At 41.5% G+C, this 17,552-nt stretch carries 13 protein-coding genes and 1 pseudogene; 9 read left to right on the top strand and 5 right to left on the bottom strand.

Annotated features, from left to right (window positions below; all coding sequences use genetic code 11):
• Position 1: 1 nt before the first annotated feature.
• Positions 2-1,392, bottom strand: a pseudogene (fumC, locus tag KA713_16555) (class II fumarate hydratase).
• A gap of 115 nt (positions 1,393-1,507) precedes the next feature.
• Between fumC and KA713_16550 the strand changes: the two are divergent.
• A complete protein-coding gene (locus KA713_16550; protein UXE66055.1) occupies positions 1,508-1,858 on the top strand; it encodes a VOC family protein in 351 nt (116 codons plus the stop codon).
• Positions 1,859-1,879: 21 nt separating this feature from the next.
• Here the strand turns inward: KA713_16550 and KA713_16545 are convergent, their stop codons facing one another.
• A complete protein-coding gene (locus KA713_16545) occupies positions 1,880-2,494 on the bottom strand; it encodes a 2OG-Fe(II) oxygenase (GenBank protein ID UXE66054.1) in 615 nt (204 codons plus the stop codon).
• A 79-nt stretch (positions 2,495-2,573) separates the two neighbouring features.
• Between KA713_16545 and KA713_16540 the strand changes: the two genes are divergently transcribed.
• Both KA713_16540 and KA713_16535 read left to right on the top strand, forming a co-directional pair.
• Positions 2,574-3,020: a hypothetical protein gene (locus KA713_16540; GenBank protein UXE66053.1), complete on the top strand. Its 447-nt coding sequence runs from the start codon at positions 2,574-2,576 to the stop codon at positions 3,018-3,020.
• Between the two features lie 436 nt (positions 3,021-3,456).
• Positions 3,457-4,779: an IS1380 family transposase gene (locus tag KA713_16535; protein UXE66052.1), complete on the top strand. Its 1,323-nt coding sequence runs from the start codon at positions 3,457-3,459 to the stop codon at positions 4,777-4,779.
• Here KA713_16535 and KA713_16530 read toward each other — a convergent pair.
• Positions 4,776-5,150, bottom strand: coding sequence for a YHS domain protein (locus tag KA713_16530; protein UXE66051.1), 375 nt, complete (start codon positions 5,148-5,150; stop codon positions 4,776-4,778). The two genes, KA713_16535 and KA713_16530, sit on opposite strands and share 4 nt — an antisense overlap.
• Before the next feature lie 119 nt (positions 5,151-5,269).
• The gene (locus KA713_16525; GenBank protein UXE66050.1) at positions 5,270-7,342 is read right to left on the bottom strand and encodes a thioredoxin family protein; all 2,073 of its coding nucleotides are present in this window, start codon (positions 7,340-7,342) and stop codon (positions 5,270-5,272) included.
• A 205-nt stretch (positions 7,343-7,547) separates the two neighbouring features.
• On the opposite strand from KA713_16525, the gene KA713_16520 reads away from it, so the two are divergent.
• Positions 7,548-8,303, top strand: a complete 756-nt coding sequence (locus KA713_16520) for an outer membrane lipoprotein-sorting protein (protein UXE66049.1) — start codon at positions 7,548-7,550, stop codon at positions 8,301-8,303.
• An 87-nt stretch (positions 8,304-8,390) separates the two neighbouring features.
• The gene (locus KA713_16515; GenBank protein UXE66048.1) at positions 8,391-11,486 is read left to right on the top strand and encodes a hypothetical protein; all 3,096 of its coding nucleotides are present in this window, start codon (positions 8,391-8,393) and stop codon (positions 11,484-11,486) included.
• A 115-nt stretch (positions 11,487-11,601) separates the two neighbouring features.
• Here KA713_16515 and KA713_16510 read toward each other — a convergent pair whose 3' ends face one another.
• Positions 11,602-12,957, bottom strand: a complete 1,356-nt coding sequence (locus tag KA713_16510; GenBank protein UXE66047.1) for a dipeptidase — start codon at positions 12,955-12,957, stop codon at positions 11,602-11,604.
• Between the two features lie 53 nt (positions 12,958-13,010).
• On the opposite strand from KA713_16510, the gene KA713_16505 reads away from it, so the two are divergent.
• The 4 genes from KA713_16505 (at position 13,011) to KA713_16490 (ending at position 17,552) form a co-directional block, all read left to right on the top strand.
• Positions 13,011-13,727 carry a 3'-5' exonuclease gene (locus tag KA713_16505; GenBank protein ID UXE66046.1) on the top strand — a complete coding sequence of 239 codons (717 nt, stop codon included), beginning with the start codon at positions 13,011-13,013 and terminating at the stop codon, positions 13,725-13,727.
• 35 nt (positions 13,728-13,762) lie between these two features.
• Positions 13,763-14,011: a hypothetical protein gene (locus tag KA713_16500; protein UXE66045.1), complete on the top strand. Its 249-nt coding sequence runs from the start codon at positions 13,763-13,765 to the stop codon at positions 14,009-14,011.
• 293 nt (positions 14,012-14,304) lie between these two features.
• Positions 14,305-16,461: a ribonuclease R gene (gene rnr / locus KA713_16495; GenBank protein ID UXE66044.1), complete on the top strand. Its 2,157-nt coding sequence runs from the start codon at positions 14,305-14,307 to the stop codon at positions 16,459-16,461.
• Positions 16,462-16,646: 185 nt separating this feature from the next.
• On the top strand, positions 16,647-17,552 hold the full coding sequence (locus tag KA713_16490) for an Abi family protein (GenBank protein ID UXE66043.1): 906 nt from the start codon (positions 16,647-16,649) through the stop codon (positions 17,550-17,552).

The following is a 17,552-nucleotide window of genomic DNA, read 5'->3' as shown; positions in this document are numbered from 1 at the left end:
ACTACACCATCTTCTCCGGCCGCACCCATTCATCAAATTGAGCTGAAGTAAGCAAGCCTAGCTCTACCGCTGCTTCACGTAGTGTTTTGTTTTCTTTGTGTGCCTTCTTGGCAATCTTAGCGGCATTTTCGTAACCAATGTGTGTGTTAAGAGAAGTCACCAACATCAACGAGTTTTCCATGTGTTGTTTGATGATGGGCAGGTTGGGCTCAATACCAATCGCACATTTGTCATTGAAGGAAACACAAGCATCGCCAATCAGTCGCGCACTTTGCAATACATTGGCTGCGATTACCGGCTTGAATACGTTTAGTTCAAAGTGACCATTCGATCCGCCAATGGTTACAGCCACATCATTGCCCATCACTTGTGCACACACCATCGTCATCGCTTCGGGTTGGGTAGGGTTTACTTTGCCGGGCATGATGGAGGAACCCGGCTCGTTATCGGGGATCACAATTTCACCAATACCACTGCGCGGGCCTGAGCTTAACATGCGGATGTCGTTGGCGATCTTCATCAGTGACACAGCGGCTACTCGCTTCAACGCGCCGGAGAGTTCGACCATGGCATCGTGCGCGGCCAGGGCCTCAAACTTGTTGGGAGCGGTTACAAACGGAAGAGCCCGTGAGGGCAGCGATGTGTTTCGCGACCAACACATCGTAACCTCTCGGGGTGTTCAATCCCGTGCCAACGGCCGTACCACCTAAGCGCTAATTCACTAATCATTCCTAACGAATTGTTGATCGCGCGAATACCGTTATCTAATTGTTGCGCATAACCGCCAAACTCCTGACCAAGGGTAAGTGGAGTAGCATCCATAAAGTGAGTACGCCCGGTTTTTACGATAGATTTAAAGTCAGTTGCTTTTTTATGTAGTGTGTCGCGTAGTTTTTGCATCCCCGGCAAGGTGATTTCCACTACTTGCTTGTAAGCAGCAATGTGCATGGCGGTAGGATAGGTGTCATTACTAGATTGCGACTTGTTAACATCGTCATTCGGGTGCAATACCTTTTTCTCGTCCGTCAGTTTTCCACCGCTCAATACCTGCGCACGATAAGCAATCACCTCGTTCGCGTTCATATTGCTTTGCGTGCCCGAGCCTGTCTGCCAGATCACCAAAGGAAATTGATCGTCTAATTTTCCGGCCACAATCTCATCGCAAACCGTGGCTATCATATCTTTCTTGTCTGCGGCAAGAGCCCCTAACTCGTGATTGGCCATAGCCGCTGCTTTTTTCAGGTAGCCGAACGCGTGAATGATTTCTTTGGGCATGCTAGCCTCAGGGCCGATTTTAAAATTATTGCGCGAACGCTCAGTTTGTGCGCCCCAATATTTGTCGGCTGGTACTTGCACCTCGCCCATGGTGTCTTTTTCGATGCGGAAGTTCATATAGGTTTTTTGTTTTAGTTAGTATTTAGATCTTGACAAAAATAAGATTAAGTTCAATGCCGAGGAATTTATATCTGCCAACTAGATTATCTTTGTTGGAGTCCAATTTTTCACCATGCTTACCGCTATCCATCCAAAACTGCCCATGCGCGACAAGGCAGTTACGAAAAAGTACTACATCGATAAGCTAGGCTTTCAATGTGATGATAACTATCCCGATTACCTGATCATTAAAAAAGACGGGATTGAAATTCATTTCTTTGAGTTCAAGGGCTTAGACCCAAAAGAAAATTATGGCCAAGTGTACATTCGCACTAATGACATTGACGCGTTATATCAATCTTTGCTTGCCAATAAAGTGACTATCCACCCTAATGCTCCACTTCAAAACAAACCCTGGGGTCAGCGCGAGTTTTCTTTGCTTGACCCGGATAACAACCTATTAACTTTTGGGAAGGACATCTGAATCCTATTCTATACTTACTCTTTATAAAATTACTCGATCCAACAACCACCCTGTCAAACTCAATCGCTCTCTTGTAGCGGGCAGCACCTCATGCTCCAACAAATCGCTGCGGAAGCAAACCAATCTTCCTGCCAAGGGAAAAATATCTGTGCTGCCGTTGGGTAAATAAATTCTGAGTTGGCCTCCCTCACTTTCCTTCCAATCTGTATTCAGGTAACAAATCACCGACAGTTTTCGCTTGTCATCTTTTTTAAATTGGTCGAGGTGGCGTTTGTAAAAACTACCGATGGGGTAAATGGTTCGGTGCACCTCCAAATCTTTCAAACTCAAATACAACGTGCGATTGACAAACTCCATCAACTGCCTCAATCTATTCAAATACACCTCCACGGCCTTTTGGGTAGTGCCACCATCAATCCATTGAATGTAATCGCCACGTATGCTCTCGTTAATTTGCTTCTCTTGGCTTTTGCCAATTCCCGCTTTTTTGAATTGTAACAATCCATTTTTAAAATCGTCTGTTGCGAGAATGGCTTGCACTTCTTGCTGACTCAAAAAGTTATCCACTTCGGCATAGCCCTGGTCGGCCAGTCCATCGGCTAGTTTATTTAAATAAGATTCTTCCGCGTGGCTCATTGCTCAAATTTAGTGGAAGGATTTTTGCTATTTATCGATTAACTGAAAAAGTACCTTATTTTTGTTGTCCGTGAACCTTATGAATAAATTTTTTTTACCATTCTTATTCGCCTTCCTAGCAGTTGGTTGCTTACCCAAAGAGCCTATTGTTTTCAAAACTGTGAAAAACATTGAACTCATCACCACCGAAGATGGTAAGTTGCAGGTGAAGGGCGATGCAGTTTTTTATAATCCTAATAAAACACAAACCAAGCTAAAGGAAATTGATGTAGACATTTTGGTAGATGGAAAAAAAGCGGCTGAGGTAGACCAGCAAATGGATTTGGTGGTAAAGGGTCAAGCAGATTTTACCGTGCCCATTGTTGCTCAATTGAAGCTGGAAGAAATAAACCTATTAGATGCCGTGGTTAGTTTTTTTGGAGGCAAAAAATATCAGATCATGTTTACAGGTAACTTACGCGTGGCGGTGCATGGGGTTACGGTTAAAGTACCGGTTGCCTTCAAGGACGAAATCAAATTGAAGTAATCAACCAAATAGGTAATCGTCATCTTTCCTTTCCAAAATAGCGATCAAGGATTCTATTTGCGCTATCGTCTTTGATCATAGCCTTTAACGCATCTTCTGCCGAATGAAAAACGGTAACGTTAAAAGATGGGTTTTGACCTATTTTTGAGCTAGTGCCTTCTTTAGGAAGTCTGCGTAAACCTTAATCTTCAATTTAAGGACTGGGCATTATAGCCACCTTATTTTTCTTGGCACATGATTTTGCCTTAAATTCAACTAAAATTTCGATTTTAATAGCAATGGGTGGGCTACTTTTGCTTGACTTTTGCCCAGTTTTCATTGGCCTTTTGTATAAATCCAGCCTGATCCTCGTTCCATTTTTGGCGAACATCGGTGTTATAATTTAACCCAGATTTTGCAATAGGAATAGATACGACATAGTGTCTTATTTTTGAATATGGAACACCACTACACCGATAGATTAGTAACTCCTTGGGGCGGTATGAAGGAGATGAAAATGCTGATCGATAAGACAGGTATCAGCAAGAAGCTATCAACCCTTGGATTGCCAGAAGGAAAGAGCAACAACAGCATCGATGCTATAAGTATAATTGAGAGTTTTTGGGTAAGTACATGGATCGGATGTTTTCGGTTCAGCCATACAGCAGTGGTTAGGGTAGATGAAGTTTTGCGCGAAATATTCGGATGGAAGCGTGTTGCTTCAGGAACAACATTTGGGCGTTTCTTTAAAAAGTTCACACCCTCCATGCACCACCATCTTTTCATTGAATTGTATAGCTGGTTTTTTGAGCAGCTGCAGTTTGATAATTACACGTTGGATGTTGACAGCAGCGTTATCACGCGCTATGGAGAACAGGAAGGGAGCAAAAAAGGGTACAACCCCAAGAAGCCTGGAAGGGGCAGCCACCATCCCTTATTTGCTTTTGTCAATGATATCCGCATGGTGGCCAACTGCTGGAACCGCAGTGGCAATACAGGGAGCAACAGTAACTGCATTCACTTTTTAGAGGAGACCTTTACGATCCTCAAAAATAAAACAATAGGATTGTTCAGGGCCGATAGTGGCTTTTGCAGTAGTACGATCTTAGATTTCATTGAAGGAAAAGATATACCCTACGTTATGGCCTGTAAACTCTATGCGAATCTACAAGTCAGCATTTATAATATTACCCAATGGAATGCTGTAGGGGAAGGGCTGTGGATATCTGAAATAAGCTACCAACAAGGAGGCTGGAGCGGTGCAAGAAGAATAGTAGTAATAAAGCAAAGTGAAGAAATCAGGGCCAAGGCTACAGGGAAAAAACTAAAGACATTATTTAGTAGCATGGGCATAGCAGACGAAAAAGTATACCGTAAAAGATATCACGCCTTTGTAACGAACCAAAAATTGCCAGCATTGGAAATATGGGAACAATATAAACGCAGGGGAGATGCTGAGAACAGGATAAAAGAACTCAAAGAAGATTTTGGTGCAGAAGGTTTTTGCATGGACAGCTTTTGTGCTACCGAAACAGCTATGCGTTTTGTAATGGTAGCCTATAATTTGATGAGCCTGTTCCGGCAAATAACCCACCAGAAACAGCCCCAGCCCAAGCTTTCAACATTAAGGTTCAACTGCTTTGCAGTTGGAAGTTGGTTGGAGGAAGAGGCTCAAAAATGGGTATTGCAAATGTCCGTGCCACTCAAAAGAAGACAATGGTATGATGGCCTTTTCTCAAATATTAAAAATATAAACCTGCCACTAAGTCTTACCGGTTAGTTCAAAATAGTTCTACTGCAAAATCTGGGTTTAAGGTAAAGCTTTCCTTCTACAATGGTCCATGCATTAGGTTGCGTTTCTGCTTTATAGCCGCGTGACATGCCAAAGGCACAATACCCTCCAAACTGAGGCATATATTTTTCTGGCGAGGTTTTAAAAAGGTTCAAGTTCGCTTGGTCGGCAAAATGCCAGGTTGCATTTTGAAAAACAAGTGTATCGGTTTCGGTACCCTTTACCTCTTTACCTAAAGTAAAATAGGCAACTGGATCGTAGCCTTGAATAGCACCCTTTTTGGTAGAGAAGACAGATGGTTTTTGCCCAAACAACATGATGGGAAAAGTAAGAATAAAACCGATTAATAGCTTCTTCATTTTTTCCTGCAAATGTCTTTTTCTTCTGGACAAAAATCGGTCAGCCTACTGACAAAACAGGTTGGGGCTTTTGACTATTTCAAAACCATACTAATGCAAAAAAACCTGGTATTAAAAATTTACTTTGCCTCCTTAAACTTTTTCTTCCCTTCATCCAAAAATTTCACAAAATTCTCCACCTTTAAATCATATGGCTTGGGAGATACGAGCACCGTTTCATCTGTGCCAACCAACACATATAATGGTTGTGCATTATTGTTCAGCTTTTCAATTTGAAGATCCGCATTTTGTTTGCCAATGGTTTTCTTTACTTTTTTGTCATAGGTAGAAGTGTACCATTCGCTTTCGGGCAGCACCGTTTTATCATCTACATACAACGCCACCACCACGTAATCATTTTTTAATCGTTGCAATACTTGCGGATCACTCCACACGCGCGCTTCCATCTCGCGGCAATTGGTGCAACCATGCCCAGTAAAGTCAATGAATAGCGGTTTGTTTTGCTGACGTGCACACATTTGGGCTTGCTTGTAATCGAAGTAGCCATTGATGCCATGTGGCAAGTGGAGAAACTCAGAATATTTGGGAGCCTCGCAAATCTGATTGGGATTTTGTTTTTCGTTGGCCGATAGTAAGTTGAAATCGTGGGTGGACATCGGTGGCAAGTATCCCGCCAAGGCCTTGAGAGGTGCGCCCCACATGCCCGGAGTCAAATAAATAACGAAAGTAAAAACAATCGTTGCCAACGAAACGCGCAATACGCTTACGGTTTTGTTTTCGGCATCTTTGCCCGTATCACCCGGCATGCGAAAGCCTTTCATTAAATAGATCCCAATCAATAAACCAATCACAATCCAAATGGCAATGTTGATTTCGCGATCTAACATTCTCCAATGAAAAGCTTGGTCGGCAATACTCAAAAACTTAAAGGCTAATGCAATCTCAACAAAACCCAAAACTACTTTCACTGTATTCAACCACCCACCAGATTTCGGCAATGATTTTAACCAACCCGGAAAGAAGGCGAAGAGTGTAAACGGAATGGCAAATGCCAGCGCGAAGGCAAACATGCCAATAATTGGTTTCAAAAACTCCCCACCTGCCGAGGAAACCAAAATGCTTCCCACCAACGGCCCTGTGCAAGAGAACGACACCAACACTAGTGTGAAGGCCATAAAAAATACGCCCGTCAATCCACCCTTCTCTGCTTGCTGGTCTACTTTGTTAATGACTGATCCCGGTAAGGTGATTTCAAACAATCCTAAAAAAGAAAGCCCGAATACAATGAACACCAAAAAGAAAATCAGATTCGGTATCCATTCAGTAGAAAGATGGTTAGCTGTTTCAGGTCCCATGAGGGGCGCCACTACCGCACCGATTAAAGTGTAAATCAAAATGATGGATAGCCCGTAAATAAAAGCTTGAAATTTTGTGCCTCGCCCGGTGAAAAAACTTACCGTCATCGGGATCATGGGAAAAACACATGGCGTCAATAATGCCGCAAGGCCAGCAAAAAATGCCAACAAAAAAAAGCCCCACAACGATTGGTTTTGGGTTTCGTCTTTGAGCAAAGATGGGTCTAAAATCGGGCCTTTTATGGCTGCCAGTTCCCTGTTGCCAGTTGCTAGTTTTGCTGAGTCAATAACAATCGATGAGGAATTGGAAACGGGTAACTCGGAACTGGAGACCGCTCCTGTCTCCTGACTCCTATCTCCTATCTCCTTCCCCATTACCCTAATCTTATCAAATAAAAACTCTCCATCGCCAGGGATGCACTTTCCTGTCAAATCAGTGCAAACTTGGTATTCGTATTCGCCTGCAATCTTTAGTTTAGTGGAAAGTACTTTTATGCGCTGCCTAAATTCTGCAGTACCTTTAAAAATCTTTACATCACACTCAAAACTTTTATCGTGCTTATCAACAGGTTTAATAGCCCGCAACTTGCCTAACAATTGATAGCTCGCATCGGGAGTAAAGGTGAAGGTTGTTTTGATGGGGCCATCTTCGCAATCAAACTCAGAAGAATACAAGTACCAACTATTGTCAATGGCAGCTGTAAAAATCAAATCTAGTTCTTCACCAATATTGGCAGAAGAAGTAGAAGTACTGGTTTGCCATTTGGCAGGCGTTTCCACTTGCCCAAAAACAAACGATTTTGAAAGAATTATAAACAAAAGTGGTAGAAACCTCATTATAGACAGGGTTTGAAAGTGCTAAAATAACGCAATGAGCAGCAAAATCGTTGAAAAAGAATCCATGAAACAAGTAATTATTCTGTCGGCTCTGCAACAAATGGGCACAGATTATCGTCAATAGTGCAAGCGTTTGCTAAAATCAGCTTTTCGCCTATCTTGGAGGCTCAAAAAAATACGTAAACCAATTAAAAACCCAATTTATATGAAGTTAAAGAGTGTACTGACCATGGCGGCCATGATTTTTTTCGTTGCTGCAAACGCACAAACTGCGGATGAGATTATTGCCAAGTATTTTGAGAATACAGGAGGCTTGGATAAGTGGAAAGCTGTGCAAGGAGTGAAAATGACCGCTAAGGTAAACCAACAGGGGATGGACATTCCTCTTGAGTTGGTTTTTATGAAAGACGGTAGGCAAATGACAAAAATAACGATACAAGGAAAGGAAGTGAAGCAAGGGGTTTTTGATGGAACCACACTTTGGTCAACAAATTTCATGAATCAAAAAGCCGAAAAGAGCGATGCTGAATCTACAGAAAACTTGAAGGCAAACTTGGGAAGTGATTATCCATTTGTGTTCCTTATGTATAAAGAAAAGAAATTTAAATTAGAATTATTGGGAAAGGAATCTGTTGACGGAACGGAAACTTTTAAATTAAAGATGACAAAAAATCCAATTAAGGTAGATGGTAAGCCTGAAGAAAGTGTAGAGTTTTACTATTTCGATGCAGAAAACTTTGTGCCTCTAATGGTTGAATCAGAAATTAAATCAGGGGAAAACAAAGGTATGATTGCCCAAAGCAAGTTTAGCGATTTCCAAGAAGTAGGCGGATTAATGATTCCATTCTCGTGGGCACAAGGCGCAAAAGGTCAACCTTCTGGGCAGCCCCTTGTTATCACTAATATTGAGTTAAATCCAAAAATTGATCAATCGGCATTTGCTTTCCCAGCAGAAAAGTAGTTTCAATGAATCTATAAAAGCATACTTCAGCAAGGTCATTGAAGTATGCTTTTTTTATAACCAGTTCAATCTAAAAAAATAAAAAACATGAAGAAATACTATTTTTTAATTACGCCCTTAATCTTGGCATTTTCTTCTGCATTCAGTCAAGATGCTGTTACAAAAGGCAAAGAGTTATTTGGCGATTTGCGTGCCCGGCACATTGGCCCCGCATTAATGAGTGGTCGTATTACCGACCTTGAACTTCACCCTACTAATGATCGAGTGATCTATGCTGGCACTGCTGGTGGTGGCGTGTGGAAAAGCAGCAATGGTGGAGCAACATTCAATCCTATTTTTGATGAACATTGCCAATCCATAGGGGCAGTAGAAGTTGATCCATCTGACCCTGACAATGTAATTTGGGTAGGTACCGGTGAAACGTGGACACGAAATAGTGTTTCCATAGGTGATGGATTGTACAAAACGGTAGATGGTGGCACCAATTGGATTAAAATGGGTTTTGAGAAATCGGAGCGCATTGCCGGCATCCAAGTGAACCCAAAAAATCGTGATGAAATTTATGTTGCTGTACTTGGTCCACTTTGGAATGATAGTGAAGAGCGTGGCCTCTACAAGACAATGGATGGCGGTAAAACGTGGAATAAAATTTTATACGTTGATCAGAAAACTGGTTGCAGCGATCTAACACTTGACCCAAAGGATCCCAATATAGTTTATGCAACTTTTTGGGAATTCAGGAGACAACCTTGGGCATTCAATTCGGGTGGAGAAAACAGTGGATTGTACAAATCTATTGATGGGGGAAAAACATTCAACAAAATACATAATGGATTTCCAAAAGGAAAATTAGGAAGAATGGCCATTGCAGTAGCCCCTTCCAATACCAACATACTTTACACTGTTATTGAATCGAAAGAAGACAAAGACAAGGGTATGTACCGCAGCGAGGACGCTGGCGCAAGTTGGAAGCAGCTCAATAATGATTTTGGAATCGTGGTTCGTCCATTTTATTTCTCACGAATAGAAGTGGACCCTAGAAACCCAGATGTAGTGGTGAAGGCAGGATTGCTCGGTTCTATTTCGCGAGATGGCGGAAAAACATTTAAAAACCTTGGCCCCAATCACTCAGATGTACATGATATTGTTTTTGACATCAAAAATTCAGATAGAATGTTTGCGGCAACAGATGGTGGTATCTATCGCTCTTGGGATGGAGGCACTACCCTCGAGATGGTGGAGAATATGCCGGTTTGTCAATTTTATCATGTAAGTGTAGATAACGAAGAACCCTACAATGTGTATGGAGGCCTGCAAGACAATGGCTCTTGGGTAGGGCCTTCGCAATCACCAGGTGGCGTGGAGGCACGCGATTGGAAGCGAATAGGGGTTGGCGATGGATATCGTGCTTACCCTCATCCAACTAAGAAGTTAATTTACTCTGAAATGCAGGGCGCAGAAAATGTGTGGCGATTTGATATCGCAAAAAATCAGGCTAAGACAATACAGCCATTGGCAGGAGCAGGTGAAACCGATAAGAAAAACAAGCTTCGTTTCAATTGGAATGCCGCCATGGCAATTAGCGCACATAAACCAGATAGGTTTTACATGGGCAGCCAATTTGTGCATCGCTCAGAAGACATGGGGGAAACTTGGTCAAAGATTTCACCTGACCTAACCACCAACGATCCCAAAAAGCAGGATCAAGAAAATTCAGGTGGCCTTTCGCAAGACAACTCGGGTGCGGAAAATCATTGTACCGTTTTTACCATTGCCGAATCTCCGTTAGATGAAAATATTATTTGGGCAGGGACCGATGATGGGAATCTTCAAATAACCAAAGACGGTGGAAAAACTTGGACAAATGTGGCTGCTAATGTTCCCGGTTTACCTAAAGGGACCATGGTATATCACATTGAAGCAAGTGTGTTTGGAAAAGGAAATGCGTATGCCGTTTTCACAGGATATCAAACTGGGGATAAAGGAACTTATATTTATAAGACAACAGATTTTGGTGCAACCTGGAAATCAATTGTTACGCCTGAGATATATGGTTTTGCTAGAAACATTCAAGAAGATTATGAAAACGAAAACTTGTTGTTTGTAGGTACTGAGTTTGGCTTATACATTACGCTAAGCGGAGGCAAGAATTGGTATAAGTTTACAAACAACATGCCTCCGGCTAACGTTCATTTTATAGAATTACACAAGAAAACGAATGATTTGGTAATTGCTACTCATGGAAGAGGAATTATAATCATTGATGACATTAGTCCATTGCGGCAATTAACCGAGGAAAATTTGACCAAGGATTTGTACTTCTTCAAAACTAAACCCACAACAATAGTTGAGTCAAATGGATTTGGAGGGGGAAGCACCGAAACTCAGTTTGTGGGTGAGAACCCAAGCACTGCAGCCAAAATTATGTACCATCTGAAAAAGAGACACACGCTTGGGAAAATGTCGCTAGAAATTCAGGATGCCAATGGAAACAAGATCATAGAGCTTGGACCCGGCAAATCAAAGGGTATCAATGTGGTTGAATGGAATTACAACACCAAGCCACCCAAGATGGCCGCAGCAAAAACTTTTGCGTTTGGAGGATTTACTTCTCCGCGTGTACCTGCAGGGACTTACAAAGTGGTCATTCAAAAAGGAAAGGAAACGTATACCAATGATTTGGTTGTGCAATATGATCCTAAGTCGGATATTTCCTTAGCGGACAGAAAACTGCAAGAAGAAACGACCAAAAAGTTGTTTAACATGGCTGAGGAATTAGCCTACATGGTTTACACGTTGGATGAGTATATCAAAATTTCGGAAGGAGTAAAGACAACTAATGCACAAGGTGCAAAAATTGCAACTCCCTTTATTGGTGAGTTAAATACACTTAAAGAAAAACTTGTTGTCACGAAAGGCGATAACTACGTGGGTGCCGCTGAACCTCAATTGAGAGAGAAAATGGCAGAGCTTTATGCAAAAGTGGCAGATAGTTATTACAAGCCAAATCAAGCGGAGCTTTCTAACTTAGCCGCCATTGAAACCAGATTTACGGAAAGCAAAAATGAGTTCAAGAAGATTAAGGATAAAAATCTTCCTAAGATTACAGGATTCAAATCAAAAGATGGGGCACCTCAACCATTGATTCTCAAAACATTTGAAGAGTTTAAGAGAGAGCCTTAATAGAAAAAAGTATAGGACAAAAAAAGGGGTTGCCAAATGGCAACCCTTTTTTGTTTGAAGAATCAGGTGTGTCAATCCATTCTTTTAAATCATTTGTGAATCTTTGGCAACTTCTCTACTTCGAATAGTGCTTATAAAACGCCACAATGGTTTCAATGCCAATCAAAAAATTCTTGATCCCATAATGTTCGTTGGGCGAATGGAGCGCATCGGTATCCAACCCAAAACCCATCAACACGGTATCAAGCCCTAACTCTTTTTTGAATAATGCTACAATGGGAATGCTTCCCCCATCGCGGGTGGGAATAGGTGTTTTGCCCCACACCTCTTCAAAGGCACTGGCAGCAGCCTTAAATGCTTTTGAATCGGTAGGTGTAACAGCCGGTTCGCCACCATGGTGCGCAGTTACTTTTACCTTTACTGATGTAGGAGCAATCGAAAGAAAATGCTTGGTGAACAAAGCCGTGATTTCATCGGGGCGCTGATTCGGAACCAGCCGCATGGAGATTTTTGCAGATGCCTTGGAAGGCAAAACGGTTTTTGCACCCTCGCCCGTGTAGCCACCCCAAATCCCGTTTACATCTAACGTAGGTCGAGTGCCCGTTCGCTCCAATGTAGTGTAGCCTTTCTCTCCTTGAATTTCTTCAATGCCCAATTCTTTTTTGTATTCGTTCAAGTCAAATGAGGCTTTATTCAAAGCTTCGCGATCGGTTGGAGAAAGTTCTACCACTTGATCGTAAAAACCTGGAATTGTTACACGTCCATTTTCATCATGCAAGGAGGCAATCATTTTGCTCAATACATTGGCGGGATTGGCCACTGCCCCTCCATACACTCCTGAATGTAAATCGCGGTTCGGGCCGGTCACTTCTACTTCCATATAACTCAATCCACGCAAGCCAGCAGTTATGGAAGGTTGATCCAACGAAATCAACGAGGTATCTGAAATCAAGATGACATCCGCCTTTAGCTTGGCTTTATTTTCTTTCACGAATGTCCCCAAGTTATCGGAGCCTACTTCTTCTTCCCCTTCAATCATAAACTTCACATTGCATGAAAGCAGTTTGTGCTTCATCATGATTTCAAATGCTTTGATGTGCATGTAAAATTGACCCTTGTCGTCACAGGCACCTCGTGCATAAATTTTTCCATCGCGCACGGTGGGTTCAAACGGAGGCGTTTTCCACAAATCAAGCGGATCGGGAGGTTGCACATCATAATGACCATACACCAACACGGTTGGCTTAGCGGTGTCAACTATTTTTTCTCCGAACACAATGGGATGGCCTTTGGTCTCCATCAGTTGAACACTGTCCGATCCTGCTTCTGTTAATTTTTGAGCAACATACTCGGCTGCTTTGCGCACATCACCTTTGTGTCGGCTGTCGGCACTTACCGATGGGATGCGAAGCAATTCAAAGAGTTCTGACAAAAATCGATCTTGGTTGGATTGGATATACGATTGAACCATAAATAATCATTTGAATTCGAAAGTTAAAGACGAATGATTACTTTTACTAACGTATGATTCCCGAATTCAAAGACATTCTTTTTCTCGACATCGAAACCGTAAGTTGCGTTGCCAATTATTCGCAGCTGAGCGATCGCTTGAAAACTCAATGGGCGCGCAAAGCCAATTTTTTTAAACGCGAACAAAATCAAACCGATGAAGATTTATTTCATGAAAAATCGGGCATTTATGCGGAGTTCGGAAAAATAATTTCCATTGCCGTTGGCAAATACACCGAAAACCAGAAAGGCGAAATAGGCCTCCGTACGAAATGCTATTACCATCACGATGAGCGGCAGTTGTTGATGGAATTCAAAGCGATGGTGGAAAAATTGGAAGGTACCCCGAAACTATGCGCGCACAATGGCAAAGAGTTTGACTTTCCATACATCAGTAGGAGAATGTTGGTAAACGGCATCAGTTTACCGGCCTGTTTAGATTATGCTGGCAAGAAACCGTGGGAAGTGCCGCATCTCGACACAATGGAGCTGTGGAAGTTTGGCGACTACAAGCATTATACTTCTCTTGATTTATTGGCCGCTATTTTTAACATCCCGTCTAGCAAAGGCACAATGGATGGAAGCCAAGTAAATGGAGTGTATTACCGTGAAGGCGATTTAAAAAAAATTGCTGAGTACTGCGTGGGCGATGTGGTGGCCATTGCACAGTTGTATTTGAAGATGAAAGGGATGGCGTTAATGAGCGAACAGAATATCATTTTACCGATATAATTTTTGTAACTTTGACTGATTAAGTTTTTTAAAAAATGAATCGACTAGCAATTGTTGAGGACATACAACAAAAAGTTGCAACCATAGAAAGCCAAGAGATATTAAAAGAGTTGCAAGAAGTGATAGATGAGTTGCTCTTATCTAATCAGCAATCTACCGAAGAGTTGCCCCTGCATGTTTTGAACTCAATCAATATTTCGATAAAGGAGTTAGAAGAAGGAAAAGGCATACCCCATGAAGAGGTAATACAGGAAATAAGGACAAGGTTTTCAGAGGCGAAATGAATTCTGTGATTTGGTCACCTGAAGCAAAAAGAACCTTTGAAAGTGTCATTCAGTATCTTGAAGAAAATTGGTCTAGAAAAGAAGCAGTTAATTTCATTGAAAGGGCTTATGATGTCGTCATACTGATTTCTAAGCATCCTCAAATTTTCATCTATCTGCCAAAGCATCGGGCTTATCGATGCGTAGTTGTAAAACAAATCAGCCTACTCTACCGCATCAAAAAAATCAAATCGAATTATTAACCTTTTGGGATAACCGTATGAATCTCAAAAAATTAAAATTATAAAATGCCCATGAGCAAAAAGAAATTCAATAAAGTAAAAGAGAAGCGCAATACCAAAGAGAAAGGCGGCTTGTTCAGTTCCCTATTGGGTCTGCTCAACAGCATGGAAGGCAAAGCGTATTCCGCCCAGCAGATTGCCAAAAAATTGCAAGTAAAAAAGAAAGCCCTGATGGATGAATTGTACGATATGCTCGATGCCCTTGTGGCCGAAGGGCGTATTGAGCAATTGAGTAACGGCACCTACAAATCTGCCAAAGCAACCAAAAGTATTACAGGAATAGTCGATCACGTCAACCCGCGATTTGCTTATATCGTAACGGGCGAAGAAGACCAGAAAGATGTGTATGTCCAAAACCGCGACTTGGGTGGGGCCATGCATGGCGACACGGTGAAGGTGCAATTGTTGGGAAAGAAAAATGGTGCCAGCCCAGAGGGCAAAGTGGTGGAGTTGATAAAACGCAGTCGCAATCGGTTTGTGGGCAAAATGGAGATTTCTAAAAGTTATGGCTTTGTGGTTCCCGACTTTAAAAAAGTCTATCAAGATTTTTTTATCTATTCTGAAAATCTCAATGGAGCGAAGGCCAATGACAAAGTATTAATTGAAGTAACCAAATGGGCTGACGGAGATAAAAACCCAGAAGCAAAAGTGATTGAGATTCTTGGGAAGACTGGGGAGAACAATGCCGAGATTCATTCTATTATGGCAGAGTTTGAGTTGCCTTTTCGTTTTCCGGAAAATGTGCTGAGAGAATCTGAAAAAATTTCGGAAGGCATTACCGCAGACGAAGTGAAGAAGCGAAGAGACTTTAGAAAAGTACTTACGTTCACCATCGATCCTGAAGATGCCAAAGATTTTGACGATGCCATTTCTTTTCACCGACTTGAAAACGGACATTACGAGATTGGGGTTCACATAGCTGATGTTACACATTATGTGAAACCTGGAAATGTATTGGATGACGATGCTTTTGATCGCGCTACTTCCGTTTACTTAGTGGATCGCACTGTGCCCATGTTGCCCGAGCGACTTTCCAATGCACTTTGTTCGCTGCGACCGAATGAAGACAAACTTACCTTTGCTGCAATTTTTGAAATGGACGACAAAGGCAAAATTTATAGCGAATGGTTTGGCAGAACCATTATTCACTCCGCCCATCGTTTTACTTATGAACAAGCGCAAGAAGTGATTGAAAGTGGTAAGGGTACTTTTGCAGAAGAGTTAAAAATTTTAAATCAACTCCATCACATTTTAAGGAAAGAACGTTTCAAAAAAGGGGCAGTTAATTTTGAAACATCAGAAGTAAAGTTCAAACTTGATGCGCAAGGCAAGCCCTTGATGGTGATTCCTAAAATCCGGAAGGACGCCCACAAACTCATTGAAGAATTTATGTTGCTGGCCAATCGTGCCGTGGCCACGTATATTTTTAAAATGAAAAAGGGTGAGGATAAAAACACATTTGTCTATCGTACACATGATTTTCCCAATCCACAAAAAGTAGAAGACTTTGCGCTATTTGCTAAGCAGTTTGGCCATAAGCTAAATGTTGAAGAGTCGGCTGTTTCAAAATCATTGAACAAATTGATGGATGAAATTGAAGGCAAACCTGAACAAAATGTATTGCAATCACTGGCGGTGCGTGCCATGGCTAAGGCCAAATACACCACCGATGCAAAGGGGCACTTTGGTTTGGCTTTTGAACACTACACTCATTTTACTTCACCCATCCGCAGGTATCCCGACATGATGGTGCACCGGTTGTTGCAGCATTACTTGGATGGCGGAAAATCCGTAAATAAAAAAGAGTTCGAAGAAAAATGTATTCATTCTTCGGAGCGCGAAAAGCGTGCAGCCGATGCAGAGCGTGCCAGCATTAAATACAAGCAAGTCGAATTCATGAGCATGGCCGAAGACAAAGCCTTTGATGGTATCATCACGGGCGTTACCGACTTTGGTATTTTTGTGGAGATGGTAGAAACCAAATGTGAAGGTATGGTTCGCATGGCCGATATGAAAGATGATTTCTACGAATTTGATGAAAAGAACTATCGTGCTATCGGAAGAAGAAGAAAGAAAGTTTATCGATTGGGGGACAAGGTGGTGGTGCGGATAAAAAAGACCGATGTGGATAGGAGGATGATTGATTTGACTTTTGACGTAAGTATTTAAAATACAAGCATTTATATTTGGAAGTGTAAATTTTTGTTCCATTTTGGAAACCTTTGCATACATTTGTACTAACAGTACTCGCCACGCTACCCATAAGAACAGCGTCCCAGGGCGAGTCTTTTGCTTTTTAGACTTTTCGATAACCATATGTAGACCTCCACAAAGGAGGTTTTTTCATTTAAGCCATGTTTGAAAAAAGGCCTCTCAAAATACAGGAACAGGTTGAACAGCTTATAAAAAGAGGTTTAATAATAGAAGATAATGACAATGTCTATCACTATCTGAGTCAAATAAGTTATTATCGCTTAGCTGGTTATTGGTGGCCAATGCAAGCAGATAAAGCGAAGCACATATTTAAACCTCAAAGCAGATTTTCAGATGCAATAGCTCTATACAATTTTGATAGAGAATTAAGATTATTGCTTTTTGATGTAATCGAAAAGATAGAAATCAGTCTCAGAACTAAATTAATTTATCACTTGTCTCATGAGTTTAGTCCTTGGTGGTTTCAAGATACTTCAATTTTTGAAAATACAAGTAGTTTAATTCAGACATTAGCGTCTATTGATGAAGAAGTTGAACGCTCCAAGGACGCTTTTATTAAGGAGCACAAAAAAAAACATAAAGACGACTCTAGGTTTCCGCCTGCATGGAAAACACTAGAGTTAACCAGTTTTGGAAATCTCTCAAAGCTGTACGGTAATTTAAAAAATACTGTAATATCCAAAGATACAATTGCAAAGGAATTAGGTACAGTCAATCATACCTTTTTGCCAAGTTGGTTGCAGTCTATTTCCCAAATAAGAAACTATTGTGCACATCATAGTAGATTGTGGAATAGGAATCTACCAGGCAGACCTAAACTTATGAACAATCCTCCTAATGAATGGGTTAATGATGTACCAAAAGAGCACGAATTCGAAATGCTGTATGTTCATCTATGTTGCATGAAATATTTGCTGAACATAATTCATCCAAAGAACAATTTTACTCAAAGACTTGCTGCTCTACTTGAACTGTATCCTAATGTAGACGCTAAAGCTATTGGGTTAAAGCAAAACTGGAAAAATGAACCTTTATGGAATATTTAG

The organism is Chryseotalea sp. WA131a (genome assembly GCA_025370075.1).
Taxonomy (GTDB): domain Bacteria; phylum Bacteroidota; class Bacteroidia; order Cytophagales; family Cyclobacteriaceae; genus ELB16-189.
Note: the sequence above shows the minus strand (reverse complement) of the source record. Positions and strands in the feature narration are given on the sequence as shown.

What these genes read in the sequence shown, in the direction of transcription:
- KA713_16545 (UXE66054.1), bottom strand. Translation starts at nt 2,494, where the DNA reads ATGAGCCACGCGGAAGAATCTTATTTAAATAAACTAGCCGATGGACTG.
- KA713_16515 (UXE66048.1), top strand. Translation starts at nt 8,391, where the DNA reads ATGAAGAAATACTATTTTTTAATTACGCCCTTAATCTTGGCATTTTCT.
- KA713_16540 (UXE66053.1), top strand. Translation starts at nt 2,574, where the DNA reads ATGAATAAATTTTTTTTACCATTCTTATTCGCCTTCCTAGCAGTTGGT.
- rnr (UXE66044.1), top strand. Translation starts at nt 14,305, where the DNA reads ATGAGCAAAAAGAAATTCAATAAAGTAAAAGAGAAGCGCAATACCAAA.
- KA713_16500 (UXE66045.1), top strand. Translation starts at nt 13,763, where the DNA reads ATGAATCGACTAGCAATTGTTGAGGACATACAACAAAAAGTTGCAACC.
- KA713_16550 (UXE66055.1), top strand. Translation starts at nt 1,508, where the DNA reads ATGCTTACCGCTATCCATCCAAAACTGCCCATGCGCGACAAGGCAGTT.
- KA713_16490 (UXE66043.1), top strand. Translation starts at nt 16,647, where the DNA reads ATGTTTGAAAAAAGGCCTCTCAAAATACAGGAACAGGTTGAACAGCTT.
- KA713_16535 (UXE66052.1), top strand. Translation starts at nt 3,457, where the DNA reads ATGGAACACCACTACACCGATAGATTAGTAACTCCTTGGGGCGGTATG.
- KA713_16505 (UXE66046.1), top strand. Translation starts at nt 13,011, where the DNA reads ATGATTCCCGAATTCAAAGACATTCTTTTTCTCGACATCGAAACCGTA.
- KA713_16525 (UXE66050.1), bottom strand. Translation starts at nt 7,342, where the DNA reads ATGAGGTTTCTACCACTTTTGTTTATAATTCTTTCAAAATCGTTTGTT.
- KA713_16530 (UXE66051.1), bottom strand. Translation starts at nt 5,150, where the DNA reads ATGAAGAAGCTATTAATCGGTTTTATTCTTACTTTTCCCATCATGTTG.
- KA713_16520 (UXE66049.1), top strand. Translation starts at nt 7,548, where the DNA reads ATGAAGTTAAAGAGTGTACTGACCATGGCGGCCATGATTTTTTTCGTT.
- KA713_16510 (UXE66047.1), bottom strand. Translation starts at nt 12,957, where the DNA reads ATGGTTCAATCGTATATCCAATCCAACCAAGATCGATTTTTGTCAGAA.